The following is a 25,785-nucleotide window of genomic DNA, read 5'->3' as shown; positions in this document are numbered from 1 at the left end:
GCCGACGGTCCTCCTGATGCGCATATCGGTGCGGTGATGCCTTGGGTCGGATCATCCATCTCAGCCTTACAATATGGCGGTGGCTGTCGGGCCTGTAAGGCGTCCTTTGACGATACGACAGAAACGCAGAGGCGCCGATAGGCTGGCGGTATTGGTCAATGAGTCCGCCGGTGCGGAGGGGGATAGCGATGAAAGGGGCGCGCAGCATCCTGGTGACACTGACCGCGTTACTGCTCTCAGCGTCACCGGCCATGGCCCTGGCGTTATCCATCTCCTGAGTCGCCGGAGGGATCCATCAATGTCCAACATGCTTGAGCGCTGCGGTTATGGGCTCGGATGCTGGTTGTCTTGTCCCAGGCCCTGGCACCGCCCCCTGTTGCCCGTCGACGAGGGTGTCCGGTCATGTCTCGAGCCTGGTGATGTCCTGCTGGTCGAGGGCTCCTCGAGGATCAGCACGGTGATCAAGTACCTGACGCAGTCCACCTGGTCCCATGCCGCCCTCTATGTCGGCGATAACAGCTGTCCCGGGGTAGCCGCCTCGCCCCAGGGCGGCGTTTTTGTCGAGGCAGATCTGGCGGAGGGGGTGCGGGTGGTGGGGTTCGAGGAATTCGAGGGCTATCCGCTGCGCATCTGCCGGCCGGTTGGCCTGGGTCGTGAGGACCTCGAACGACTGATCGCCTTTGCCTGTGGGCGCGTGGGCCACCGCTATGACCTGCGCAACATCCTCGACCTGGCCCGTTACCTGCTGCCCTTGCCCCCCATACCCACCCCCTGGCGGCGACGCATGCTCGGGCTGGGTAGCGGTGATCCGACCCGGGCCATCTGTTCGACCCTGATCGCCGAGGCCTTCCAGTCGATTCGCTATCCGATCCTGCCGATCCCCATTGCGGGCGAGGCGAGTGTATTCCAGCGTCGCCACTATACGCTGTTCACCCCGCGGGATTTCGATCTTTCCCCCTGGTTCGAGGTCGTCAAGCCCGCGCTGATAGGGGGGTTCGACCCCCACAAGCTGCACTGGCAGGAACCAGCCTGAGCCCGTCTTGGGTCAGGGGCCCAGAGGCTCAGTGAGACAGCTCGATCACTCGCCCACCGGCATCCTCGGCGTCTTCAGCGTCGTGGGTGACCAGCAGGCTGGGCAAGCCGGCCTCGCGCAGGCGGTCGAACACCAGCCGGCGCATCTCGTGACGCAGATGGGTGTCGAGCCTCGAGAAGGGTTCGTCGAGTAGTACCGCACAGGGGGCCGACAGCAGCAGGCGCATCAGCGCCACCCGGGCCTTCTGGCCGCCGGAAAGGGTGGCCGGGTCGCGCGCACCGAAGCCGGCAAGGCCGATGTTTGCCAGGGCCTGCTCGACCCGCGCGGCCTTGTCGGCGCTGGCCCCGGGCATGCCGAAGCGCAGGTTGCCGCCCACCGACAAGTGGGGAAAGAGCAGCGGGTCCTGGAACAGCAGGCCGATGCCGCGCCGTTCGGCCGGCAGGCCGCTGATGTCGCGGCCGTCGAGCATCACCCGGCCGCGAGCCTGGAACGCAGGAGCGAGGAAGCCGGCGAGGTAGGCGAGCAGGGTCGACTTGCCCGAACCGGAAGGCCCCATGACGGTGAGGACCTCACCGGGAGCGATCTCGGCATCCAGCTCCACCAGGACCTGGTCGCCCAGCTGGAGGCAGATGTCACGAAGTTCGAGGCGATGGGTGGCGTTCATGGAGCTCCCTGCATGCCGCGTCGCCGCGACCATAGCAATCTGGGCAGGCCGATGGCGATGATGAAGCCTGCCAGGGGCAGGCAGGCCTGGACCAGTGCCCAGACGCCGATGACATGACGGTTACCGCCGGCAGCCAGCGAGACCGCCTCGGTGGTGACGGTGGTGATGCGTCCTGCCCCCAGCAGCTGGGTGGGCAGGTACTGGCCGATGCTGACCGCCAGCCCCACGGCCAGGGCGGTGAGGATCGGTGCCAGCAGCATCGGCAGGCGTATCCGCCAGAAGGCCCCGTTGCGCGAGGCCCCGAGCGTCAGGGCCAGCCGCGACCAGCGTGGATCGAAGCGCCGGTAGGCCTCGGAGAGCGAGAGGAACACGTAGGGCAGCACGAACAGTAGGTGGCCGAAGGCGACCAGTGCATGGGTCGGTCGCATGCCGAGCTGCTCCATCACTACCACCAGGCCGAACAGGAAGGCGACCTGTGGCACGATCAGCGGCAGGTAGAGCAGCCACAGGGCCCGAGAGGGGGGCCGGCGGCTGCGCTGCTCGTGTTCGAGTGCCGCTAGGGCCAGGGCCATGGCGAGCAGCGTCGCACACAGGGCGATCAGCGCCGTCGAGGCGACCGGCCCGGCAAGTGAGGGCAGGACCCGGGCCCAGTGGGCGGCGGTAAAGCTTTCCGGCAGGGCCTCGGGGAAGCGCCAGAAGCCGGCCACCGAGTGGATCGCCAGGCCGGCGATGCCGACGAAGGCGATCACCGTGGCCAGCAGGATCCACAGCTTGCCGGCGAGATGCAGGCACGTCTCGCCCCGATGCCGTTCGCCGCGTTCGATCCAGAGACCCATCAGCCGCTTTGCGGCCCGCTCCAGTCCCCACCAGATCGCCAGTGCCGCGGCGGTGACGCCGAGTTGCAGGATCGCGCCGGCCGAGGCCAGGAAGCGCTTGTCGAGATCTGGGTCGCTGAACCAGGTAAGTATCGACACGGCAAGTGTAGGGGGCAGGGTGGGGCCGAGGATCATCGCTACATCCACCACCGACGAGGCGTAGGCGATCACCGCGTAGACCGGCAAGCGGATCAGCGGATAGAGCGATGGCGCGACGACTTTCCACCAGGCCAGGGTCGGGCGGTAGCCCAGTGAGCGGGCCATGGCGATTCGCCGTTCGGGATCGAGCTGAGGCAGGGCCGCCAGGCTCATCAGCAGCAGGAAGGGAATCTCCTTGATGACCAGCCCCGCGATGAGCGACAGCCCCCAGGGATCGTGGACGATCAGCAGGTCCGGCGGGCGCTCCCAGCCGGTCAGCCCCGGCGAGGCGAGACGTGCGACCAGCCCCGAGGGGGAGATCAGGAAGGCCAGGCCGAAGGCCGCGGCGGCATGGGGAATGGAGAGTAGTGGCGAGACCAGTCGCCGGATCCAACGGTCGAGCCGGCTGCCGGTCGCGGCGGCCAGGTAGAGCAAGACCACTGCCAGCGAGATGGCGGTGGCGAGCAGTCCGCTGGCGAGGCTGATGGTAACCGAGCGCCAGATGCCTGGCTCGGCAAACAGGGCCTGCCAGGGGGCGAGCGTCAGGCTCTCCCCGCCCAGCGCCGGCAGGTAGCCGAAGGCCGGCAGCAAGACCATGCCCAGGCCGGCCAGGATCGGCGCGACCAGTAGCAGCACGATCAGTACCGGAGCCAGGCGCAGCATCATCGAGCGCGCCTCGTTGCGGGAGTGGTCGGGGCGTGGTGCCTCGCCATCAGTTGCCGATGTAGCGGGCTTTCCAGGCGTCCTCCAGAGCTGTCATCCAGCTGGGATGCGGCTCGGGCAGCGTGCGCTGCAAGGCGCCGGGCGGCAGCATTGCCGGGTTGCGCTCGTCCAGGGAGAACAGGGCCCGGCTGTCGTCATCGAGACGCGCCACGTCGAGCACGGTGCGATCCCCCCAGACGTCGAGGTCCTGCTTGTGGGCCTGGGCCTTTGGCGAGAGCAGGAAGTCGGCGATCACCAGGGCACCGGCCTTGTGGGGCGAGTTGAAGGGAATGGCCACGAAGTGCACGTTGCCCAGGGTACCGCCTTGCGGCACATAACTGCGGGTGCTTTCCGGCAGTTCGAAGTCGGCGACTGCCGCCGCCGGCTCGGAGGGCGTAAAGGTGAAGGCCAGCGACAATTCACCGTCACCCATCAGGCTGCGCATCTCGTGTCCGGTGGCGGGGAACTGCCGTCCGCTGCGCCACAGGTGAGGGTGTAGCGCGTCCAGGTAGTCCCACAGCGGGGCGGTGACGGCCGCGAAGTCGCTCTCCTCGACCGGCGCATAGAGGGCCTTGTCCTCGTCGCTCAGCTCGATCAGGGCCTGCTTGAGGAAGGTGCTGCCGGTGAAATCGGGGATCCGCGGATAGGTGAAGCGTCCGGGGTTGGCCGCGGCCCATTCCAGCAGGGCAGACATGTCTTGTGGAGGCGCCGCCACCTGCTGGTTATCCCCGCGGAGCTCGTTGCTATCATAGTAGAAGGTGATCTGCGACCGTCCCCAGGGGGATTCGTAGCCCTCGGTGGGCAGGGTGAAGTCGGTGACGACCTCGGGGTTGTGCTCGGGGTGGGTGAGCGCGAAGTTCGGCAGCGACTCGGCGAAGGGACCGAACAGCAGGTCGTTGGCCTTCATGGTGGCGAAGTTCTCGCCGTTGATCCAGATCAGGTCGACATTTCCCTGGCCATGGTTGCCGGCCTGTTTCTCGGCCAGTACCCGGGAGACCGCCTCGGCGGTGTCGCCGATCTTGACATGGGTGAGTTCGATATCGAACTGCTCCTCGACCCGCCCGGCCACCCAATCGATATAGTCGTTGGTGCGCTGTTCACCCGCCCAGGCATACCAGTAGACCGTCTGGCCTCGGGCCTCGTCGAGCACCGCCTCCCAGTCGGTTGGATCGGGGCCCGCGGCGACAGGACCGGAGAGCAGGAGGGCGATGGGCGTGGCGGCAGCCAACAGGCGAATCGGCATCTAGGGTTCCTCTCTGGTGATGGGCAATGTTGGGGTGGAATACGCTCGGTGATGCGCTATCTGACTTTCGCTATCAGCCGTCGAGCACCTGCTCGAGAGTGCGAAACTCTCGCTGTACATGCTCGATCACGGCCACGGAAAGGTAGTGGTCGACCCGGTCTCGAACGTGGGCGATCAGGGCATCGTCGCTCAGCTCGGCGGACCAGTCCTCGCCGCGGGCATGGGCATCCCGGGAGTGAAGGTTACTGGCTCGCCACTTGGCGCACCAGGTCAGCGACCAGAGCCACATGGCTCGCCGGCATGCCAGAAGCGTATCGGTGTCGCCGTCGAAGCCCGTGGCGGCCATCCAGTGACGGTAGAAGGCGGCGACCTCGGCGGGAAGCAGTTCGGCGCGGCTCTGCAGGTCCCAGGTCGTCGAGGTGTAGAGGCTGGCGTGAGCCAGGTCGAAGCCTGCCAGGCCGTAGCGGCATTTCTCCAGGTCCACCAGCACCGCGCGTCCGGACTCGGTGACCAGGAAGTTGCCGGGATGGGCATCGAAGCTGATCAGTCGCGGCTCGGCGCCAGGCCCGGCAGGCAGCCGTTCCGGCAGGGCGTCCAGCTCGGCCTCGATCAGCGCTCGGGCGTCCGCTTCGAGCCCGGCCCGGACGAGGAAGCGTGCCTGGTCCCTGACCTCCTCGAGCATCGCCGTCCAGGGGTCGGCGGGTGACAGCAATGGCGGGCGCGCCTCGGCATCGGGCACGTCCAGTACATGGAAGCTGGCCAGCGCCTCGGCGATGTCGGGAAGGTCATCCGGGAGTCGCGCCGGGCGACCCCGGATGGCACTGACCAGCAGCCCGCCACGCGGCAGCGACGGGCTCGGCGGCAGCAGACCGTGCAGCGAGGGGGCATGGCCGCCCTGGCTGGCGCGGGAGAAGCAGGCCGCCTGGTAGTCGAGGTTGGCGGCGGGGTCGAGTCGCATCTGGCTCTGCTTGGGTAATCGTGCCACCCAGTCGATCTGTTGTCGCTCGAGCCACACATGGTGATGGGCCAGGCCCGTATCGGCCATCGGATACATGGCCTGTATGTCCGCGTCATGACCGGCGTGGCGCAGGGCCACTGCCAGGGGATGGCAGAGATCCGGTCGGGCCTCTGGCAAAGCAGGGCGAACGGCGATATCCGGCATGTCGCTCCTCGGGTGATGTTATTACGGTCGATAATGGAGGGTCGTGCGGCGCAAGGCGTTCCTTACATATCGGCGTCTCCCCGATGACCTGCTGCATGTCGGCCAGCTGTAAGCCTGGGGCATCGTCATCGACATAAGGGAACCGTTGTTGCGACACGGTGGAGCGAGGGCTCCGGATATCTTCTGGATGAACACAAGCGAAGGTGAACAATATGTCACAGCATGACGAACAACGCCGTAAGCTCCTGGGCCGCCTGAATCGGCGACTGGCCTACACGGCCCCGCTGCTTGCCCTGGTGGCGGGGGGCACCGTCCTTCAGGCCTCGGCAGGCGATGACGCGGCCATTGCCGACTTTACCTCGCCCTCCAATGCGTCCTTGATGCTGGCCAGCAACCACGCAGAGGGGGCCGCCGAGGCGCAGGGAGAAGCCCAGGGCGAGGCAGAGGCAGAGGGTGAAGCGGAAGGTGAGGCAGAGGGTGAAGCGGAAGGTGAGGCAGAGGGTGAAGCCGAAGGTGAGGCGGAGGGAGGCGATAGCGCCGCCGTGGCAAGGCCCGAAGGGTATTCGCCGGCTTACAGCGAGACCGGCGACAATCCCCAGGAGATGCTGGCCCGAGGCGAGGCGCTCTATTACGACACCTCCTTGAGCAGCAACGGCCTGGCCTGTGCGAGCTGCCACGGCAGTGACGGTCAGGACATGGGCTACAACCCGACATTCGAACAGCCTTTCCCCCATCGGGTAGCGATGGGCGCCAACCAGTTCGGCATGGCGGAAGTGCATGCCGACGAGATGGTGCAGATCTGCATGGTAACGCCGATGGCGGCCGAGCCGCTCGAGTGGGGTGGCGAGGAGTTGACCTCGCTGGCGGCTTACGTGGTGGAGGTGCAGAAGCGCGTCGCGGGAGAGCCACATGATCTCTGAGTCCGGCCGGCGGGGCTGAACGCGTTCATCTCTTCCCTCGGCACTCTGCCATCGTCCCCGGGCCCGCCAGCTGGCGGGCCCGGCTGCTTGCGACGAGGGCGTCTCCTTCCCTTCGACCGAAGGCAGGTTGTTGCCGCCCCCGGGTCCACTGCCTACCCTGATATCGGTAATGACTGAACCACTGTCCTCCGATGAGGCTCTCAGGGACAGGCACTGCAGGGCGGGCACGAGATGACGAATCCAGATCGCAGGGGCAGGGCCGGGCGCATCCTGATGCTGGCAAGTTTGCTGTGTCTGGCTCTCGGTGCGCTGCTGGCCTGGCAGGTACAGGCGCAGCAGGGTGAACGCACCGCTCTGGTGATGACGATCGACGATGCCATCGGGCCGGCCATCAGCGACTATTTCCAGCGTGGCCTGGAACTCGCCGAGGAGCGTGATGCCGCGCTGGTGGTGGTGGAGATGGACACCCCCGGCGGTCTCTCTGACTCGATGCGTTCGATGATCCGCGCCATGCTGTCCTCGAGGGTGCCGGTTGCCATCTATGTCTCCCCGGCGGGAGCCCGGGCGGCCAGCGCCGGGACCTACCTGCTCTACGCCAGCCATGTGGCGGCCATGGCGCCGGCCACCCACCTCGGATCTGCCACGCCCGTGCAACTGGGCGGTGGTGGTCTGCCGGGAATGGATGATCCAGCTCAGCCAACGGATGATGGCGAGACGCCAGCGTCGGATGACAAGGCGGCTTCTGACGACACCGAGCAGGCAGAGGACAACGGAGCATCCAGCGACTCGGGCACCCCCGAGAAACGTCGTGGCGAGACGGCCATGGAGCGCAAGGTGCTGGAGGACGCGGTGGCCTATATCCGCTCGCTCGCCGAACGCCACGGCCGCAATGCCGACTGGGCTGAGCAGGCCGTGCGTGAGGCGGTCAACCTCACCGCCCGGGAAGCCTTGGAGCAGAACGTCACCGATGTAGTGGCGACTGACCTGGACGACCTACTGACCCAGATCGACGGGCGCACGGTGGTGATGGAGGATGGCGAGCGTACCCTGGCCACGGCCGATCTGGTCATCGAGCGTTTCGATCCGGGCTGGCGGACCAAGCTGCTGGCCGTGATCACCAACCCCAACGTCGCCTATTTTTTGATGATCATCGGCTTCTACGGGCTGATCTTCGAGCTGTCCAACCCGGGCGGCCTGGTGTCGGGCACCATCGGCATTATCTCGCTGCTGCTGGCGCTGTTCGCCTTCCAGGTACTGCCGGTCAACTACGCCGGCCTGGCGCTGATCCTGGTGGGGCTGGGGCTGATCGTGGGCGAGGCATTGATGCCCAGTTTCGGCATTCTCGGGATAGGCGGCATCGTCGCCTTCGTGATCGGATCGGTGATGCTGATGGACGCGGACACCCTGAACATCTCGCTGCCGATGATCGGCGGCATCGCCTTGCTGGCGGCGGGCCTGATGCTGTGGGTGATGACCCGCTTCATCGGTCTGCGGCGTCGCGTGCCCCGGACCGGCCAGGAGGAGCTCGTCGATAGCGAGGCCACCGCCCTCGAGGATTTCGCGGGGCAAGGCCATGTGCGGCTGATGGGGGAGCGCTGGAATGCCCACAGCACTCGGCCGCTGACCCGGGGGCAGACGGTCCGCGTGACGGCGGTCGACGGCCTGACCCTGGAGGTGGAGCCGCTCGACGACTCGTCCTGAGGCCCCGGCACGTTTCCCGGCGCCTGCCGTCGCCGGACACATCTAAGGAGAGCAAGCCATGTTGATTTCCTATCTCGTTCCGGTCGTCCTGCTGGTCATACTACTGGCGGCGTCGATCCGCATCCTGCCCGAATACAAGCGCGGGGTGGTGTTCTTCCTCGGCCGCTTCCAGGGGGTGAAGGGGCCGGGCCTGCTGATCATCATTCCCGGCATCCAGAAGATGCAGGTAGTCGACCTGCGGGTGATCACCATGGACGTGCCGGAGCAGGACGTCATCTCCCAGGACAACGTCACCGTCAAGGTCAATGCGGTGCTCTACTTCCGGGTGGTGGACCCGGAGAAAGCGATCATCCAGGTGGAGAACTTCGTCAACGCCACCAGCCAGCTGGCCCAGACTACCCTGCGCTCGGTGCTCGGTAAGCATGACCTCGACGAGATGCTCTCCGAGCGCGACAAGCTCAACGACGACATCCAGGAGATCATCGACAGCTCCGCCGAGAGCTGGGGGATCAAGGTGGCCAACGTGGAGATCAAGCACGTCGACCTCGACGAGAGCATGATCCGCGCCATCGCCCGCCAGGCCGAGGCGGAGCGCGAGCGGCGTGCCAAGGTGATCCACGCCGAGGGCGAGCTTCAGGCCTCGCAGAAGCTGGTCGAGGCGGCCCATGTGTTGTCTGCCAACCCCGCGGCGCTGCAGCTGCGTTACCTGCAGACCATGGGGGACATGGGGAGCAAGAATTCCACCGTCGTCTTTCCAATGCCCATGGACCTTCTGGAGGCCTTCAAGCACATGAAGGCCTCGCCCGCGGCCCAGGCGCGCACCGGCGGGGCCGCACCGGATGATGCCGACGCCTCCTGAGCCCGCCCTGCCACGGCCAGCCGGTCGTGGCCTCCCTTGCCCTGGCGGGCCGGATGCAGCGCCAGGGTATCTCTGCTAGACTTCCGCGCTCTTGTCGGGTGCATGCATCAGACTTTCGTCGCGTGATGCCCCACTGAAGCCGAGCAAGGGAAACGACAGCACGTGATGACTCCCCTGGCAGGGCTGGCCACGCCGCCCTAGCGCACCCTCCCCATCTCCCGGCGATGCCACCGTCACCGGTGCGTCATCGCTCGACATCGCGCCGATGTCCCTGTCGCCCCCGTGCTTGCGATCATCGCCATCTCCTGAATCTGCCATTGGCAACAGTGCCCGACCGGGGTGCCGGGAAGGGCATGCGCACGACAGGATCCCGACGCCTCACGGCCCATCCATCTCCCCTGACTGGACAGCAGCATGTACGAAAAAATGAAACTGAGTTGGTTCTCCAACCTCAAGGGCGACACCCTGGCGGGCATCGTCGTCGCCCTGGCGCTGATCCCCGAGGCCATTGCCTTCTCCATCATCGCCGGGGTCGACCCCAAGGTAGGGCTCTACGCCTCCTTCGCCATCTGCGTGATCATCGCCTTCACCGGCGGACGCTCCGGCATGATCTCGGCGGCCACCGGGGCCATGGCGCTGCTGATGGTCACCCTGGTCAAGGAGCATGGCCTGGAGTACCTCCTGGCCGCCACCCTGCTTACCGGGGTACTGCAGATCATCGCCGGTTATCTCAGGCTCGCTGAGCTGATGCGCTTCGTGTCGCGCTCGGTGGTCACCGGCTTCGTCAACGCCCTGGCGATCCTGATCTTCATGGCCCAGTTGCCTGAGCTTACCGGTGTGACCTGGCACGTCTACGCCATGACTCTGGCCGGTCTGGCGATCATCTACGGCTTCCCCCTGGTACCGGTGATCGGCAAGACCATCCCCTCTCCGCTGGTCTGTATCGTGGTGCTCACCGCCGTCTACATGATGACCGGCATGGAGATCCGCAGCGTCGGTGACATGGGCGAGCTGCCCGATAGCCTGCCGGTGTTCCTGTGGCCCGAGGTGCCCCTCAACCTCGAGACGCTGATGATCATCTTCCCCACCGCACTGATGCTGACCGTGGTGGGCCTGCTGGAGTCGATGATGACCGCGACCATCATCGACGACCTGACCGACACCCGCAGTGACAAGAACCGCGAGTGCAAGGGGCAGGGCATCGCCAACATCGGCGCCGGCCTGCTTGGTGGCATGGCGGGCTGCGCGATGATTGGCCAGTCGGTGATCAACATCAAGTCCGGGGGGCGCCGGCGCCTGTCCACCCTGATCGCTGGTGTGGCACTGCTGATGATGGTGGTGTTCCTGGCCGACTGGGTCTCCCAGATTCCCATGGCGGCCCTGGTGGCGGTGATGATCATGGTCGCCATCGGGACCTTCAGCTGGTCGTCGATCCGCGACCTCAAGAAGCACCCCATGAGCACCAACATGGTGATGGTGGCAACCGTGGTGGTGGTGGTGGTGACTCACAACCTCGCCATCGGCGTCTTCGTCGGCGTGCTGCTTGCGGCCATGAACTTCGCCAACAAGGTGGGCAATATCCTCTACATCGGCAGCGAGGAGGCCGACGAGGGCAGCCGTCGCATCTACAACGTGGTGGGACAGGTGTTCTTCGCCTCCTCCGAGCGTTTCGGCGAGGCCTTCGACTTCAAGGAGACGGTGGAGAAGGTCACCATCGACCTGTCGCGGGCCCACTTCTGGGACATCACCGCCGTCCAGACCCTGGATCGGGTGGTGATCAAGTTCCGCCGCGAGGGTACCGAGGTGGAGATGATCGGCCTCAACGAGGCCAGCGCCACCATCGTCGACCGCTATGCGGTACATGACGACCCCGAGGCCGTCGAGAAGCTGATGGGCGGCCATTGACCCCCGCATGGATGATGTAGAAGGTGAAGAGATGATCATAAACGCCAGCTTCAGGACAAGACGATGACCGAACAGGTGATGGCCGCCATCGACGGCTCGAAGTTCTCGGAAGGAGTGTGTGACTACGCCGCCTGGGCCAGCCTGGCATTGGGTGCCCCGCTGACCTTCCTGCATGTGAACGACAACCATCCTCAGACCGCCGAAGCGGATCTCTCCGGGAATATCGGGCTCGGGGCCAGGGAGCACCTGCTCGAGGAGCTCTCCCACCTGGACGAGCAGCGGGCCAAGGTGGCCCAGGAGCAGGGCCGGCTGATGCTCAAGGCGGCCCGCGAGCGGGCCGTCGAGGACGGCGTGACCGAGCCCGCCGGTCGCCAGCGTAACGGCACCCTGGTGGAGACCCTGGAGGAACTGGTCGATGAGATCCGCCTGCTGGTGATGGGCAAGCGTGGCGAGGGCGCGCATCAGGCCAGTGACCACCTGGGCTCCAACCTCGAGCGGGCGGTGCGTACCCTGCACCGGCCGATCCTGATGGTGCCCGACACCTACAAGACACCCGAGAAGGTGATGCTTGCCTTCGACGGCAGCAAGACCACCCGCAAGGGCGTGGAGATGCTGGCCAAGAGCCCGCTGTTCGACGGTATCCCGGTGCACGTGGTAATCGTCGGCGCCGAGACCGGCGATAACCGCTCCCAGCTCGACTGGGCGCTCAAGACCCTGCGCGACGCCGGCCACGAAGCCGAAGGCGCCATCCGCGCCGGCGAGGTAGAGGCGACACTCCACACCTACCAGGAGGAGCATGCCATCGACCTGCTGGTGATGGGCGCCTATGGCCACTCGCGCATCCGCCATCTGCTGGTGGGCAGCACCACCACCACCATGCTGCGCAAGGCCAACGGCCCGGTGCTGCTGTTACGCTGATCGCCATCGGCAGCGCCGCGCGACGCTGGCCCCGGGGCCAGCGTCGTCGTGTCAAGCCCTACGGGCCTCGGGGCTCGCCAGCACGCCCTGGGCCAGCGCCCAGCCGATGACCAGCAGCGCCAGCATGCCGACCAAGACATGGGAGAAGGACGCGCCCAGGTCCAGCGCGATGCCCAGCAGGGCCGGAGCGATGCCCGTGGAGAAGACCATGGCGGCGCTCAGGGTGGCGCGCACCGTGCCCAGGTGCTCGGCGCCCCACAGGCGCACCAGCAGGCTGGTGGCGATGGACTCCTGGGCCCCCATGGCGAGCCCCCCGCCCACCATGAGCGCCCAGACGCCGGCGTGACCGCCGACGCTGATGGCCACCACGAGGGCCAGCGCGTAGGGCAGCAGGTAGAGCCTTGCCAGGCGTACCGGGCCGAGCCGGTCGACCCAACGCCCACCCAGCAGGGCACCGGGCAGCTTGGCCAGTCCCATGCCAGTCAGGGCCAGGGCATAGACGGTGAGCGAACTGCCCAGGTCGTCGGTCATGCGTGCCTGGTAGATGAAGAGCCCGGTCATGGTCACCGGCAGGATCATCAGCAGCGGCAGCAACTGCCAGAAGCGCGCCTCGCGGAAGGGGCGCGGACCCTGGCGGCGCTGGCCACGCGCCGGGCGCTTGCCCGGTGCCTTCGGCCAGGGGCCGCGAAGCATTAGTGGCACCCAGAATAGCGCCAGGAAGACTATCAGCAGCCACCACAGCTCCCGCCATCCCAGCCACACCAGCATCGCCGCCATCAGCGGTGGCAGGGCCGTCTCGCCGAGCATGATGCCGGTGCTGACCAGGCCCAGGGCGCGGCCGCGCATGGTGACGAACTCCCGCCCGGCGAGGGTGTTGCCCAGGTGGGTCATCATGCCCTGGCCGCAGAAGCGCACCAGCCCCAGGCCAAGAAGCCCCAGCCCCCACCAGGGGGCGGCGGTCAACAGCAGGATGCCGGCGAGCAGTGCAGCGAGTACCACCAGCGCGAAGCGTCGCGGAGCGACCCAGTCGATGCTGGGGCCCAGGCGAAGCACGGCGAACCCTGCGACCAGGGTCACCCCGGCATAGGCAGTGCCGAACTGCCCGGCGGAGAGTCCCAGGTGCGTGCTGATCGGTGCCTGGAATAGGCCGATGAAGAAGCTCTGGCCGAGGCTCGAGGTGAACATCGCCAGGAAGGCGATACCCAGCAGCCCGCGATGATCCCGCAGCAGGGTGCGGTAACCCATGGTGACCTCCGGTGAGTGTTGGATGGCAAGACGGGAGTGCGACGGCAGGGCCGCGGTGGCAAGATGGAGTCATGGCGGCCCTGCCGGTGAAAGCGACCCAGGATATCAGCTTGAGTGCATACGGTGGCGTGCCGAGCTGATCTAAAGATTCCGGAAATGGAGGCGATGATGAACCATCCTGAGCTGGATATGGACGCCGTGGTGAGGCGGTTGCACGCGCTGCGCGCCGAACTGCTCGAGCTGAGCGACGCCAGTCGCGATTCCCGCGACACCGTGATGCTGGACCAGACCTCGGTAGGGCGGCTGTCGCGCATGGATGCCATGCAGGGGCAGGCCATGGCCAAGGCCGAGGAGCAGCGTCGCCAGCTGGCCCTGCGGCGCATCACGGGGGCCCTCGCGCGCATCGAGAAGGGCGAGTATGGCGAGTGCATCGAGTGTGGTGAATGGATCGGCACCAGGCGCCTGGAAGGCGACCCCCTGGTGCTGAAGTGCATCGATTGCGCCGAGTGACGCCCGGCGCCGGGAGTGGCGACGATCCCTAGCGCTGGCAGGGGTCGTCGATGATGGCGGTCTCTCGCGGGCGCAGCCGTCGCGAGAGGGCATCCACGGCGATGTTGAGGGCCGCGGTGACCAGCAGCAGGAAGAAGGCGACGTCGAACAGCAGGTACTCGAAGTTCGCATCGATGTAGTAGCCCAGGGTGGCCACCCCCAGCATGCCCAGGATGGCCGTCTCGCGCAGGATCACCTCGGCACGGTAGTAGAGCAGCGCCAGCATGCCCGGATAGAGCCGTGGCAGGAGCTCGTAGGCCAACCGGCCCGGGGCGTTCACCCCCGGCATGCCGGGGGTGATGGCGTCCGCGTGGCGTGCCACCAGGAAGGCGATCAGCGCGCCGTTGTGCAGCGCCAGCGCCAGCCAGGCGGGCAGCAGCGACGGCCCCAGCAGCAGCAGGAAGAAGAAGGCCAGCATCAGCTCGGGGGTCGAGCGAAGGAACAGCAGCAGCCCCCGGCCGACCAGGCGGGTCACCGGGTTGCCGAAGTGGCGACAGGCCAGCGGCCATAGCGCCAGGGCCACCAGCAGCGCCCCCACGCTGCCCAGCAGGCCGAGCAGCAGGGTGTTGCCGATGGCCGGGGCCAGGTCGGGGATGCGTGCCAGCCAGTCGATGAGGCCTCGCCAGTCGCCTTCGAGCAGCGCTGGCGGCCAGATATCCTGGCTGACGAAGCGCCACAAGAGGCCGCCATCCACCGCCGGCCAGGGGCCCAGCAGGAGGGCCCCGCCGAGCACTAGCAGCGGCATCAGCCGCCGGTGGCCCCACCAGGGCAGGCTGGCGATCAGCAGGTAGAACAGCCACAGCAGCGCCCCGGCCTCATGGTAGCGCCCCTCGCGGAAGGCGGTCTCGAGCTGGAAGCCCAGGGTCGGCAGGCCGACGAAGCCCAGCAGCACGCTGGCGCGCAGCGCGCACTCGAAGCGGTAGCGGGTGTAGGCGGCGAGCCGCGTCCAGGCCAGCGGCAGCTCCGCATAGACGAAGCGCGACAGCCGCGAGACGCCGGGCGGCAGGGCGTCTCGCGGCGCGCCGGGGATCTGCTCGAGGATCTCCGCGAAGACCTTGGCGAAGATGCCGGCATAGGGGATCGCCAGGGCCATCAGCGCGGTGGCGGCGGAGAGGCCGAACACCTGCAGGAAGAGCAACGCCCAGAACAGCTCATGGATCGCCCGCACGAAGGCGCAGCCGGCGCGGATCAGCCGCGAGCGGGCGAACAGCAGGGCCAGCGGGAAACCCAGCACTATTCCGCCCAGCGTGCCCCACAGGGCCACGGCGACCGTCAGGCCGAGGGCCTCCAGCGGTGACTCCATCGCCCCCCAGGCGGGCCAGGCCAGCCCCTTGGCCATGCGCGCCAGCTCTGCCCAGGGGTCGCGGGTCAGGACTGCCAGGTCGGCGAAGGGCACCAGCACCACCGCCAGGGCCACCAGCGTCAGGGTATGGCGAGCCAGGCGCACGCCGGTGCTTTGCCCGGCCAGCCAGCCCGGTCGGGGCGCCGGCGTGCGATGGTCGGCGAGGGTCATGGCCGGCCCCGGGAGCGGGCTTCGCCGGTCTGGCCATCGGCATCCGGGTAGAGGCCGTCCAGGTCTGCCAGGGTCAGCTCGCGGGCCGGGGCGTCGATCACCAGCCGGCCGTCACGCAGGCCCCACACCCGGTCGAAGTGGCTGAGCGCCAGTTCTCGCTGGTGGAGGGCAATCACCGAGGTGGCGTGGCGCGCCTCGATCAGCGCCAGCAGGCGCAGCGCCTGGTGGGGGTCGACGCTGGCCACCGGCTCGTCGCCGAGGAACAGCTCTCGCTGCTGGTAGAGGGCTCGAGCGATGGCCACCCGCTGGCGCTGGCCGCCGGAGAGCTGGCCGACCGGGCGGCGCAACAGTCCTTCCAGGCCCAGGGCGTCGCAGAGCTCGGCGACCTGGCGCCAGGGTCCGGGCAGCGGGCGCACCAGGTTCCACAGGTTGGCCAGGGCCGAGTGCTCGGCCAGCCGTCCCATGTAGACGTTGTGATAGACCGCCAGCTGAGGCACCAGGCCATGCTGCTGGGGACACCAGGCGGCGCTGTCGCCCAAGCGCCGGCGCAGGACGCCGAGCAGGGTGGACTTGCCGGCCCCGCTGGGGCCGAGCAGGGCGACCCGCTCGTCGCGCCGCAGGTCGAGGTGCAGTCCCGGCAGCACCACCCGGTCGCCATGGACCAGGTCGACGCCCGCAAGCGAGAGCAGGGTGTCGCGGGACTCGCCCATCAGCGCAGCAGGCCGAGCTCTTCCGCGATGTCTTCGATGGGGGCGTAGAGGGCATTGTCGGCGGGAATGAAGCCCTCCCGCGGGAAGCTCGCCAGCAACTCGGGGTCGTCCATCTCGAGCAGGGCCGTGCGGACCTGGTCGCTGAAGCCCTCGCCGAAGCGTTCATCGACATCGCCGCGCAGGGTCCAGTTGTAGTCCGGGTAGGGCGGGGTGGCCCAGATCACCTCGACCTTGTCGGTATCCACCCGGCCGTCCTCCACCGCGGCCTCCCAGACGCTGAAGTTGACCGCCCCCAGATCCCAGGTGCCGGCCTCCACCAGGGCGATGGTACGCGAATGGTCGCCGGAGAAGCCGACCCGCGAAAAGAGCGTGTCAGGGGCCTGACCGAAGCGCTGACGCAGGAAGTGCTCGGGCATCAGCCGCCCGGACGTGGAGGTGCGCGAGCCGAAGGTCAGGCTCATGCCCTCGATGGCCGCGGGCAGCGCCTCGGCCTGTTCGAGGCCGGTGGAGTGGTGGGCGATGAAGTAGCTCTTGAACGCGGCGTCTTCACTGCCCTGAGCCACGGCCACGGAGCCCGGCACCAGGCGTCGCGCCTGAACGCCGGAGAGGCCGCCGAACCAGGCCAACTGGACCTGGTCGTTGCGAAAGGCCGTGACCGTGGCGCCATAGGACTTCACCGGCACGTACTCCACCTCCACGTCGAGGCGCTCCTCGAGGTAGTCGGCGACCTTGGAGAAGCGCTCGACCAGCCGCGACTGGTCTTCGTCGGGAATGGCGGTGAAGCGGAAGGTATCGGCGGCGACACTCTGGGCGAACAGGGTGAGAACAACGGTGGAAGCGGCAAGCCAGCGCATCTCGGTCTCCGGAAGTGGGTGATAGGCTGGCCATTGTTGTGGCTCGGCGCCGGCCTGGCAAGTCCGGTCGCGGCTCAGCGCTGGTCGTCGCGACCACTTACGGGATAGCGTGTCGCTTGCAGGCTGTCCTTGATCTTCTTGAGATGGGGCAGGAAATCCTCGCCGCGGCGCAGGGTCACCCCGGTGGCCAGGACATCGATCAGCGCGAGCTGAATCATCCGCGAGGTCATGGGCATGTAGTAGTCGGTGTCTTCAGGCGTGGCGACTTCCAGGGTCTCGGTGCACTCGGCGGCCAGCGGCGAATCCGGGGCGGTGATGCCGAGCACTACGGCGCCGTTCTCCCGCGCCAGTTGGGCGATGTCCACCAGATCCCGGGTGCGTCCGGTCCAGGAGAGTACTACCACCACATCACCCGTGTGGCAGGCGGCTGCCACCATGCGCTGCATCAGCACGTCGACATAGGCAGTGACCGGCAGGTTGAAGCGGAAGAACTTGTGCTGGGCATCCTGCGCCACGGCGCCGGAGGCTCCCAGGCCGAAGAAGTGCAGGTGCCTGGCCTGGATCAGGTAGTCGACCACGCGCTCGATGCGCTCGGGGGTCACCTCGCGGCGGGCCTGGTCCAGAGCGGCGATGGTCGCTCCGAAGATCTTGTTGGTGTACTCGGCGGCGGAGTCGCCGGGTTCCACCGCCTGGCTGACGTACGGCGTGCCGCCAGCCAGGCTCTGGGCCAGCTTGATCTTGAAGTCGGGGTAGCCCTTGGCCTCGAAGCTGCGACAGAAGCGGTTGACCGTGGGTTCGCTGACCGAGGCCAGCTGGGCTAGGCTGGCGATGCTCATGCTGGTGGCTGAAGTCGGGTCGGCCAGGATGACGTCGGCCACCTTGCGTTCGGATCGGTTGAGCTCGTCGAGCTGCCGGCGGATGCGGTCGAGCAGATCGTGTCGGACCATGGGCGTTGATGTCTCCGTGATGACGGGGGCGCCATCGGCGGCGCGAGGGTGAAACACGGGTGATGTGGTGATTTAACTACATTATGCTGGCTATGCTGAGGTATGCGCAAAGGGAGCGGAGGGAGGCTGCCAGCGGATGGCAATTTTGTTGTAAACTTACACAAATAGTTTGCAAGGCTTGCCCTTCATGCGCTATTTTTTAGGTAAGTTAACCAGATGGGGCGGACATGACACAACGCAATCGACCCGGCGAGGCCAAGCCCACCGATGCCGGCGGCACGGAGATCGACCTGGCGCTGTTCGGCGCTCTCGGTGACCTGGCCCAGCGCAAGCTCTATCCGGCGCTCTACCAGCTCGACCGCGAGGGCCTGCTGGATACCGATACCCGCCTGCTGGGACTGGCACGCCAGGAACTCGATCGCGAGGCCTTTGTGGCCAGGGTCGAGACGGCGCTCAAGACCCACGTCAAGGCCGATGAGCTCGACCAGGCCGTGCTCAAGCGTTTTCTGGCCCGTCTGGATTTCATGCAGCTCGACTTCACCGAGCCCGAGGGCTACGGCGCCATCCGCGAGTGGCGCCAGCAGGGCCTGCTGCGCCCCATGGTGGTCTACCTCTCGGTGGGCGCCAAGATCTATGGCGACATCTGCCGCCACCTCGAGGCCAGCGGCAGCCTCGACGAGCAGAGCCGGGTGGTGGTCGAGAAGCCCATCGGCTTCGACCTCGACTCCTCCGCCGAGGTCAACGATGCCATCGGCGCGGTGTTCCCCGAGTCCCGGGTCTATCGCATCGATCACTACCTGGGCAAGGAGACGGTGCAGAACCTCATCGCGCTGCGCTTCGCCAACCCGCTGTTCGGCACCCAGTGGAACCAGAACAACATCTCTCACGTGGAGATTACCGTGGCCGAGAAGGTCGGCATCGAGGGGCGCTGGGGCTACTTCGACGAGGCCGGCCAGCTGCGTGACATGGTGCAGAACCACCTGCTGCAGCTGGTCTGCCTGATCGCCATGGACCCGCCGGCCAACCTGGATGCCGACGCCATCCGCGACGAGAAGGTCAAGGTGCTCAAGGCGCTCAAGCCCTTCACTGACGACATGCTGGGGCGCGACGTGGTGCGTGGCCAATACATGGCCGGTACCACGGATGGCCAGGCCGTGCCGGGCTACCTGGAGGAGGAGGGGGCCAATACCCAGAGCCATACCGAGACCTTCGTGGCGATGAAGACCGGCGTGGCCAACTGGCGCTGGGCCGGGGTGCCCTTCTACCTGCGCACCGGCAAGCGCATGCCGGAGAAGCTCTCGCAGATCATCATCCACTTCCGCCAGCAGCCGCACTACATCTTCGACCCCGACCAGCGGGGGCTGGCCGCCAACAAGCTGGTGATCCGCTTGCAGCCGGAGGAGGGCATCGCGCTGGAGGTGCTGACCAAGGACAGTGGCCTGGACAAGGGCATGCGCCTGCGTCGCGGGCCGTTGCACCTGGACTTCAGCAGCGCCTTCCCCAAGACCCGCATCCCGGATGCCTACGAGCGACTGCTGCTCGAGGTAATGAAGGGGCAGCAATATCTCTTCGTGCGACGCGACGAGGTCGAGCACGCCTGGCAGTGGTGCGACAGCCTGGTCGCCGCCTGGGCCGACCGCGACGAGCCGCCGCGGCGCTATCCGGCCGGCTCCTGGGGGCCCGTGGCCTCCATCGCCATGATCACCCAGGATGGCCGCAGCTGGTATGAAGACTACTGAGGCACGGCGAGCGGCCCCAGGGACCCGGCGGTGGCTCTCTCAAGACCGCCATGATCACCCAGGATGGCCGCAGCTGGTATGAGGATTATTAGAAAATATCAAAGCCGCTTGAGCGTAGGCCCGGTAAGCGCCAGCGCACCGGGCACAATACGCCCGATGCGCCTTCGGCTTATCGGGCCTACCTGGAGGAAGAGACGAGATGAGTGATTCCCCCCGCCACCAGTTGGCCCGTCAGCTGGCCGAGGCCGTGGCCGAGGCCCTGCGGGCCGACCTGGCCCGTCAGGACAATGCCCTGCTGGTGGTCTCCGGTGGCTCCACGCCGGTCCCCTTCTTCGCGGCCCTGGCGGCCTGCGAGCTGCCCTGGGCGCGCGTCCAGGTGACGCTGGCCGACGAGCGCTGGGTGGCCGAGGACGCGGATGACAGCAATGCCCGCCTGGTGCGAGCCCACCTGCTGCAGGGGCCGGCCGCCGCCGCCACCTTCGTGCCGCTGACCACCGCCGACGCGACCCCGGAGCAAGGCGCGGAGGCGGTAGCCGAGCGGATCGCCGGGCTGGCCTGGCCGGCCAGCGTGGTGATCCTCGGCATGGGAGGCGACGGCCACACCGCCTCGCTGTTCCCCGACAGCCGCGAACTCGACCTGGCCCTGGCCACCGATGCCGCGGCGGTGGCGGTCCGTACCCCCAGCCAGCCCCAGCCGCGCATCACTCTGAGCGCCGGTCGCCTGCACCGGGCCCGTCGCCATGTGCTGCACATCACCGGCGGCGACAAGCGTGCCGTGCTGGCCCGGGCGCTGACCGGTGACGACGTCCGCGAGCTGCCGATCCGGGCCTTCCTTTCCTGCCCGCTGGCGACCTATTGGGCCCCCTGAATTCTGGAGTGACACCATGAGCATCGACAAGCAGCTGCCCTCGACCCGTACCACCGAACTGGACAGCATCTGCCTCAAGGCCGAGGTGATCCCGGTCATCGCCATCCAGCGCATCGAGGACGCCGTGCCCCTGGCCCGCGCCCTCTACGATGGCGGCCTGACCGTGCTGGAGATCACCCTGCGCACCGACTGTGCCCTGGAGGCGATCAAGCGCATCAACGAGGCGCTGCCCCAGGCCAGCATCGGCGTGGGCACCGTGCTCACGCCGGCCCAGTATCGCCAGGCCGAGGAGGTGGGCGCCGACTTCGTGGTGACGCCCGGCACCACCGAGGCGCTCTATCGCTACGGCGTCACCAGCCCGGTGCCGATGCTGCCCGGCGTGGCGACCGTCTCCGAGCTGATGACCGGCTGGCAGTACGGCTATCGCCGTTTCAAGTTCTTCCCGGCCGAAGCCAGCGGCGGCATCAAGGCCCTCAAGTCCTTCGCCGGCCCGATTCCCGAGGCGCGCTTCTGCCCCACCGGCGGCATCGGCATCAACAATGCCGAGGACTACCTGGCGCTCAAGAACGTGATGTGTGTGGGCGGCTCCTGGCTCACGCCCAAGTCCCTGGTCGACGCCGAGGACTGGGACGCCATCCGCTTGCTGGCTCGCGAGGCGGCGGAGCGCTTTCACCACTGAGCGCGTTGCCCGCCTCGGCAGCGCTGTGTTCTCTCGACCGCCGGTCACTCCTCTTTCATCCCAGACGCCTGGCCGGGTTTTCTGGTTCATTTGTGTGCCTCATCGTGCATTCCGTCTAACAAATATCACGTTGGACCGCACGACAATGATCTGGCATTTCGCATGAGTCTGGGCTTCCGGCCCGCCAACCGCCGGCGGCCTGCTAGGCTTTGTCGGGGGGACGGCCGCGACTCGGCTACCGGCGGTAATCATCGATAAGGAGGCGTCATGCACAGCGAACGTATCGAATTCAGCGGGCACGAAGGCTCGACCCTGGCCGCAAGGCTGGACCTGCCCGAAGGCCCGGTCCGTGCCACGGCGCTCTTCGCCCATTGCTTCACTTGCTCCAAGGACATTCCCGCCGCCCGGCGCATTGCTGGCCGGCTGGCGGCGCGGGGCATCGCCGTGCTGCGCTTCGACTTCACCGGCCTCGGCCACTCGGGGGGCGAGTTCGCCAATACCGGCTTCTCGTCCAACGTGGCGGATCTCGTCAAGGCCGCGGAGTACCTGGAGGGTCGAGACATGGCCCCTCAGCTGTTGATCGGCCATTCGCTGGGAGGGGCGGCCGCCATCAAGGTGGCGCCCGAGATCCCCGGCCTGAAGGCGCTGGTCACCATCGCCGCACCGGCCGACCCGGAGCACGTGCTGAAGAACTTCGGCGACACGCTGGAGGAGATCCGCGACAAGGGGGCGGCGGAAGTCTCCCTGGCCGGTCGGCGCTTCGAGATTCGCCGGGAGTTCATCGAGGATATCGAGGCCAGCTCCCTCGACGATGCCCTGCCGCGCCTGGGAACGGCGCTGCTGGTATTGCATTCCCCCATCGACAGCCTGGTCGGTATCGACAATGCCGCGACAATCTTCCAGGCGGCGAAGCACCCCAAGTCCTTCGTTACCCTGGACGATGCCGACCACCTGATCAGCCGCGAGGCGGATGCCGAATACGCTGCCGATGTCATCGTCTCCTGGTCGTCACGCTACCTGGACCTGGCTGCCGAACCCACACCCGAGGCGGTTCCGGAAGGGTTGGTGCGCGTCGCCGAGGCCGACCCTGAGGGCCTACGTCAGGATGTGGTAGTGGGCGGCAAGCACTCGCTGGTGGTAGACGAGCCCGAGGATGTGGGCGGCAGCGACCTGGGGCCGACCCCTTACCAGTTCCTCTCCGCGGGACTGGGGGCCTGCACCGCCATGACGATCCGGCTCTATGCGCGGCACAAGAAGATCCCCCTGGAGCATGTCGCCGTGGAGGTGAGCCACAACAAGGCCCATGGCGAGGAGTGCGAACACTGCGAGGAGACCCCCGACAAGGTGGATGTCTTCCGTCGCCAGATCCGCCTGGAAGGCGAGCTGACCGAAGAGCAGCGCGAGCGCCTGTTGGCGATCGCCGACAAGTGCCCCGTGCATCGGACCCTGCACGAGAAGGCGGTCATCGAGACCGCGCTTGCCTGAGCCCGGCCGATCGACGGGTGGCGACTCAGCCCTGCAGTCGCTCCAGGTCCTCGCGGGTGGGCAGTGAGGCGTAGGCCCCGGGGCGGGTCACGGCGTGGGCGCCGCAGCGACTGGCGATCTCCACCGCGCGGCGCAGGAAGGCCGTGTCCCGGGCCCAGTCGCCGTCGAGGTCCTGCCCCGCGGTGTACTCGGCGAGTTCGGCCAGCAAGCCGCCGATGAAGGCGTCCCCGCCTGCCGTGGTATCCACCGCCTCGACCCGGGGTGGGGTGATACGCTCGTCCAGGCCGACCCCCTTCAGCATCACCTCGCCCGGACCGTCGGTGATCACCGCGACCTTGACCCCGGCGGCGAAGCGTTCGGCCAGCCAGCCCTCCCGGGGGTGGTCGGCGCGCAGGGTGTCGAGCTCGTCCGTCGAGAGCTTGAGCAGGTCGGCGGCGTCGAGCAACCGGGTGACCAGGCTGATGTCGGCGGCCCCGCCTTCCCAGAGGTTGTGGCGCAGGTTGGCATCCACGCTCACCAGGCAGCCGGCGCGGCGGGCCATCTCGGCCATGGCCAGGGTGGTCTCGGCGATCTCGGGCTCGGTCAGGCTGTTGCTGCAGAAGTGCACGATAGCCGGCTCGGCGAAGACGCCGGCGGGCAGGTGTTCCAGGCGATAGAGCAGATCCGCGGCCGGTGGGCGGTAGAAGTCGAAGGTGCGCTCGCCCTCGGCATCGCGGGAGACGAAGGCGAGTGCCGTGCGTGCCTCGCGGGTGCGCACCACGCCGGAGGTGTCCACGCCATGGGCGGCCAGCTCGGCGGCCAGGAAGTCACCGAAGTGGTCCTCGCCGAGCATGCCGAGGAAGCGGCTGGGTACGCCCAGGCGGGCGCAGGCCACGGCCACATTGGCGGGGGCGCCACCGGCATAGGGGGTGAAGGTCTCCGGGGCATCCGCTGTCCCGTCCGGTGCGTCGCCGAGGCGGCTGGAAAGCAGGTCGACGAGGGCCTCGCCGAAGCTGATCACGGGGGTCATGGGGTCGCTGTCTCCTCACGGCTCAGGGTGGTGCCCAGCAGGTGCTGGGCGCCGGGGACCAGCCACACCGGGTCGAGCCGGGTGTTGGCCGACTCGACGCACAGGAAGTGGCGGGCGGCTTCGATCGAGGTGTCCCCGGGGGGCGCGTCGCCAGGATGCCAGACCACCGCGGAATCGCTGCCTTGGCGGGCGACCCGCAAGCGGCGCGTGCCGTCGTCGAGGCACAGCTCGGCATTGCTGCGGTAGATGCGATCCAGCGCTCCGCGCACGCCGAGCTCGCCCTGCTGGTCCCGCTCGGCGAAGTCGGCCAGCTTGTCCAGGTAGGTGGCGCCGGCCAGGCCCTCGATGCGGCAGGCGAAGGCATCGGCGACCGCCAGGTAGCTGTGCAGGGCCCCGGTGATCTTCACCGGCGTCTCCCCGACATGCTCGGTGATCAGCTCCACATGCAGGCGCCGGGCGTTGGCCTGGATCACCGCGCGGGGCGTGAGCTGGCCGTGCAGGCGCTCATCGGGCGAGAGGTGCAGCTCCACGCCCTCCTCGTGCTCGTCCACGGCGTCGAGGCGCCACTGGGCCTTGCGTGCCGGGCCATGCATGGGTCCCGAGCGGTCGGGCGTCTCGTCGGCGGTGTTCTCGTCGGCGAACCACGGCCAGCACAGCGGGACGCCACCGCGGATCGCGCCGGGCAGGTCCTGGGGCGTGGGGGTGACCCATAGCCAGCCACCGGGCACCATGCCCTCGGGCACCGGCATGGCGTCGGCTGGATGAGAGCCTCCAGCGCGCGCGTCTTCGGGGGCGTCCGGGGCGCCGGCGAATGGAGAGCCTTCAGCTGTCGCGGGGCCGGGCGACGCAGGCAGGAAGTGAAGCACTTGGGCGCCCTGGAGCGAGACGGCGAGTTCCCCCCAGGCCTCGTTGGCCAGCCACACCTCGCGGCCGTGCCACTCGGCGCGGCGCTGGCCGCGGGTCTCTTCGACCAGCCGGGCAAGCGACTCGGGAATCATTCGATCTCCTCCGGGGTCATTCGACCTCCTCGTTGTGCAGGGCCTCGGCGGCGCCCAGCAGGCCCGTCCAGGGCGCGGTGACCACCTGGACCGGGATGGCCCGGGTGTAGGCGCTCATGCGTCCCTTGTCGGTGAAGGCCTCGAGGAAGCGGCTCTCGGGCAGCCACTCGAGCAGCCGTGGCAGGATACCGCCGCACAGGGCGACTCCGCCGCGGGCCCCCAAGGTCAGGGCGGCATCGCCGCAGACATCGCCGAGGATCTTCAGGAACCGCAGCAGGGTATCACGGGCCACGCCGTCGCCGCCCGCGGCCGCCTGGGTGACTTCGGCCGGGCTGGCATGGCGCGGCGGGGCGCCTTTCAGCGAGCAGTGGGCCAGGTAGAGGTCGAGCAGCCCCTGGCCGCAGAGGATGCGCTCCACCGAGACGCGGCCGTAGCGGTTACGAAAATGCCGCAGCAGGTTCTGCTCGCGCTCGTCGGTGGGCGCGAAGGTCACGTGGCCGCCCTCGGTGGGTAGCGGGATCCAGGCGTGACGGCCGGGAAAGAGCCCGGCCACGCCCAGGCCAGTGCCGGGGCCGATCACCAGCCGTGCCGCATGGGGAACCGCCTCGCCGCGCTGCACGTCCACCAGGTCACTGTCGGCCACATGGGGCACGCCCAGCGCCTGGGCGGTGAAGTCATTGATGGCCTTGAAGAGGCTGAGCCCCAGCGTTTGCTGGACCTCCTCCCGGGAGAAGGTCCAGTGGTTGTTGGTCATCTTCACCCGGTCGTCGCGGATCGGGCAGGCGAAGGCCAGGCAGGCCTCGCGGGGGGCGGCTTCGCCCGTCAGCCCGACCCGGCCGAGGTAGTCGCGGACCGCCTCGACCAGGCCCGGGTAATCGGCACAGGGCAGGCTCTGGATGTCCCGGGGCGTGAAGGCGCCCGGGGTCACCAGGGCGAAGCGCGCATTGGTACCGCCGATATCACCGATCAGGGCGGGTCTTGTCATCGTTAATTCGTCCCTTCTGGCCGTCAGGGCTGTTGCAGATGGCAATCGCTCGAAGCTATTCCGGTGACAGGCCTGCGAGGGGGC

General features: G+C 67.7%; 23 protein-coding genes. 11 read left to right on the top strand and 12 right to left on the bottom strand.

Annotation, left to right across the window (positions count from 1 at the left end; translation table 11 throughout):
* Nucleotides 1–298 precede the first annotated feature (298 nt).
* Nucleotides 299–1,033 carry a YiiX/YebB-like N1pC/P60 family cysteine hydrolase gene (locus tag OP497_RS09240; RefSeq protein ID WP_280547913.1) on the top strand — a complete coding sequence of 245 codons (735 nt, stop codon included), beginning with the start codon at nucleotides 299–301 and terminating at the stop codon, nucleotides 1,031–1,033.
* 28 nt (nucleotides 1,034–1,061) lie between these two features.
* Here the strand turns inward: OP497_RS09240 and OP497_RS09235 are convergent, their stop codons facing one another.
* The 4 genes from OP497_RS09235 to OP497_RS09220 all read right to left on the bottom strand — a co-directional run bounded on the left by OP497_RS09235 (nucleotide 1,062) and on the right by OP497_RS09220 (nucleotide 5,817).
* Nucleotides 1,062–1,697 carry an ATP-binding cassette domain-containing protein gene (locus OP497_RS09235; protein ID WP_280547912.1) on the bottom strand — a complete coding sequence of 212 codons (636 nt, stop codon included), beginning with the start codon at nucleotides 1,695–1,697 and terminating at the stop codon, nucleotides 1,062–1,064.
* Nucleotides 1,694–3,373 carry an ABC transporter permease subunit gene (locus OP497_RS09230; protein WP_280547971.1) on the bottom strand — a complete coding sequence of 560 codons (1,680 nt, stop codon included), beginning with the start codon at nucleotides 3,371–3,373 and terminating at the stop codon, nucleotides 1,694–1,696. Before OP497_RS09230 ends, OP497_RS09235 begins: the two co-directional genes overlap by 4 nt.
* Before the next feature lie 49 nt (nucleotides 3,374–3,422).
* Nucleotides 3,423–4,655 carry an ABC transporter substrate-binding protein gene (locus OP497_RS09225; protein ID WP_280547911.1) on the bottom strand — a complete coding sequence of 411 codons (1,233 nt, stop codon included), beginning with the start codon at nucleotides 4,653–4,655 and terminating at the stop codon, nucleotides 3,423–3,425.
* A gap of 73 nt (nucleotides 4,656–4,728) precedes the next feature.
* Nucleotides 4,729–5,817: an aminoglycoside phosphotransferase family protein gene (locus OP497_RS09220; protein ID WP_280547910.1), complete on the bottom strand. Its 1,089-nt coding sequence runs from the start codon at nucleotides 5,815–5,817 to the stop codon at nucleotides 4,729–4,731.
* A 212-nt stretch (nucleotides 5,818–6,029) separates the two neighbouring features.
* On the opposite strand from OP497_RS09220, the gene OP497_RS09215 reads away from it, so the two are divergent.
* From OP497_RS09215 to OP497_RS09195, 5 genes are all read left to right on the top strand, one after another.
* Nucleotides 6,030–6,737 (top strand): hypothetical protein, encoded by a 708-nt coding sequence (locus OP497_RS09215; protein WP_280547909.1) that lies wholly within the window; start codon nucleotides 6,030–6,032, stop codon nucleotides 6,735–6,737.
* A gap of 273 nt (nucleotides 6,738–7,010) precedes the next feature.
* Nucleotides 7,011–8,438, top strand: a complete 1,428-nt coding sequence (locus tag OP497_RS09210; protein ID WP_280547908.1) for a nodulation protein NfeD — start codon at nucleotides 7,011–7,013, stop codon at nucleotides 8,436–8,438.
* Nucleotides 8,439–8,496: 58 nt separating this feature from the next.
* On the top strand, nucleotides 8,497–9,297 hold the full coding sequence (locus OP497_RS09205; RefSeq protein WP_280547907.1) for a slipin family protein: 801 nt from the start codon (nucleotides 8,497–8,499) through the stop codon (nucleotides 9,295–9,297).
* Between the two features lie 414 nt (nucleotides 9,298–9,711).
* On the top strand, nucleotides 9,712–11,202 hold the full coding sequence (locus OP497_RS09200) for a SulP family inorganic anion transporter (protein WP_280547906.1): 1,491 nt from the start codon (nucleotides 9,712–9,714) through the stop codon (nucleotides 11,200–11,202).
* Between the two features lie 63 nt (nucleotides 11,203–11,265).
* Entirely contained in the window at nucleotides 11,266–12,120 is an 855-nt protein-coding gene (locus OP497_RS09195) for a universal stress protein (protein ID WP_280547905.1), read from the top strand.
* 51 nt (nucleotides 12,121–12,171) lie between these two features.
* On the opposite strand, the gene OP497_RS09190 is transcribed toward OP497_RS09195, so the two are convergent.
* The gene (locus tag OP497_RS09190) at nucleotides 12,172–13,365 is read right to left on the bottom strand and encodes an MFS transporter (RefSeq protein WP_280547904.1); all 1,194 of its coding nucleotides are present in this window, start codon (nucleotides 13,363–13,365) and stop codon (nucleotides 12,172–12,174) included.
* Nucleotides 13,366–13,533: 168 nt separating this feature from the next.
* On the opposite strand from OP497_RS09190, the gene OP497_RS09185 reads away from it, so the two are divergent.
* Nucleotides 13,534–13,875 (top strand): TraR/DksA family transcriptional regulator, encoded by a 342-nt coding sequence (locus tag OP497_RS09185; protein WP_280547903.1) that lies wholly within the window; start codon nucleotides 13,534–13,536, stop codon nucleotides 13,873–13,875.
* A gap of 28 nt (nucleotides 13,876–13,903) precedes the next feature.
* On the opposite strand, the gene OP497_RS09180 is transcribed toward OP497_RS09185, so the two are convergent.
* The 4 genes from OP497_RS09180 to OP497_RS09165 form a co-directional block, all read right to left on the bottom strand.
* Entirely contained in the window at nucleotides 13,904–15,427 is a 1,524-nt protein-coding gene (locus OP497_RS09180) for an ABC transporter permease (RefSeq protein ID WP_280547902.1), read from the bottom strand.
* On the bottom strand, nucleotides 15,424–16,137 hold the full coding sequence (locus OP497_RS09175) for an ATP-binding cassette domain-containing protein (protein WP_280547901.1): 714 nt from the start codon (nucleotides 16,135–16,137) through the stop codon (nucleotides 15,424–15,426). Before OP497_RS09175 ends, OP497_RS09180 begins: the two co-directional genes overlap by 4 nt.
* Nucleotides 16,137–16,991 (bottom strand): putative selenate ABC transporter substrate-binding protein, encoded by an 855-nt coding sequence (locus OP497_RS09170; protein ID WP_280547900.1) that lies wholly within the window; start codon nucleotides 16,989–16,991, stop codon nucleotides 16,137–16,139. Before OP497_RS09170 ends, OP497_RS09175 begins: the two co-directional genes overlap by 1 nt.
* 74 nt (nucleotides 16,992–17,065) lie before the next feature.
* Nucleotides 17,066–17,938, bottom strand: a complete 873-nt coding sequence (locus tag OP497_RS09165; protein WP_280547899.1) for a MurR/RpiR family transcriptional regulator — start codon at nucleotides 17,936–17,938, stop codon at nucleotides 17,066–17,068.
* A 227-nt stretch (nucleotides 17,939–18,165) separates the two neighbouring features.
* Between OP497_RS09165 and zwf the strand changes: the two genes are divergently transcribed.
* The 4 genes from zwf (at nucleotide 18,166) to OP497_RS09145 (ending at nucleotide 22,709) form a co-directional block, all read left to right on the top strand.
* Nucleotides 18,166–19,677: a glucose-6-phosphate dehydrogenase gene (zwf, locus tag OP497_RS09160; RefSeq protein WP_280547898.1), complete on the top strand. Its 1,512-nt coding sequence runs from the start codon at nucleotides 18,166–18,168 to the stop codon at nucleotides 19,675–19,677.
* A gap of 199 nt (nucleotides 19,678–19,876) precedes the next feature.
* Nucleotides 19,877–20,545: a 6-phosphogluconolactonase gene (gene pgl, locus OP497_RS09155; protein ID WP_280547897.1), complete on the top strand. Its 669-nt coding sequence runs from the start codon at nucleotides 19,877–19,879 to the stop codon at nucleotides 20,543–20,545.
* Between the two features lie 16 nt (nucleotides 20,546–20,561).
* Complete coding sequence (locus OP497_RS09150; protein WP_280547896.1) at nucleotides 20,562–21,224, top strand: bifunctional 4-hydroxy-2-oxoglutarate aldolase/2-dehydro-3-deoxy-phosphogluconate aldolase; 663 nt, start codon at nucleotides 20,562–20,564, stop codon at nucleotides 21,222–21,224.
* A 267-nt stretch (nucleotides 21,225–21,491) separates the two neighbouring features.
* Nucleotides 21,492–22,709, top strand: a complete 1,218-nt coding sequence (locus OP497_RS09145; RefSeq protein ID WP_280547895.1) for a bifunctional alpha/beta hydrolase/OsmC family protein — start codon at nucleotides 21,492–21,494, stop codon at nucleotides 22,707–22,709.
* Between the two features lie 25 nt (nucleotides 22,710–22,734).
* On the opposite strand, the gene OP497_RS09140 is transcribed toward OP497_RS09145, so the two are convergent.
* From OP497_RS09140 to glk, 3 genes are read right to left on the bottom strand one after another with little or no spacing between them, the layout of a single operon-like run.
* A complete protein-coding gene (locus tag OP497_RS09140) occupies nucleotides 22,735–23,718 on the bottom strand; it encodes a carbohydrate kinase (protein WP_280547894.1) in 984 nt (327 codons plus the stop codon).
* Entirely contained in the window at nucleotides 23,715–24,716 is a 1,002-nt protein-coding gene (locus OP497_RS09135) for a D-hexose-6-phosphate mutarotase (RefSeq protein WP_280547893.1), read from the bottom strand. Before OP497_RS09135 ends, OP497_RS09140 begins: the two co-directional genes overlap by 4 nt.
* A 16-nt stretch (nucleotides 24,717–24,732) precedes the next feature.
* The gene (gene glk, locus OP497_RS09130) at nucleotides 24,733–25,701 is read right to left on the bottom strand and encodes a glucokinase (RefSeq protein ID WP_280547892.1); all 969 of its coding nucleotides are present in this window, start codon (nucleotides 25,699–25,701) and stop codon (nucleotides 24,733–24,735) included.
* Nucleotides 25,702–25,785: the final 84 nt, after the last annotated feature.

The sequence above is a fragment of the Halomonas sp. 11-S5 genome, from assembly GCF_029889825.1.
In the GTDB taxonomy this organism is placed as follows: Bacteria; Pseudomonadota; Gammaproteobacteria; order Pseudomonadales; family Halomonadaceae; genus Halomonas.
Note: the sequence above shows the minus strand (reverse complement) of the source record. Positions and strands in the feature narration are given on the sequence as shown.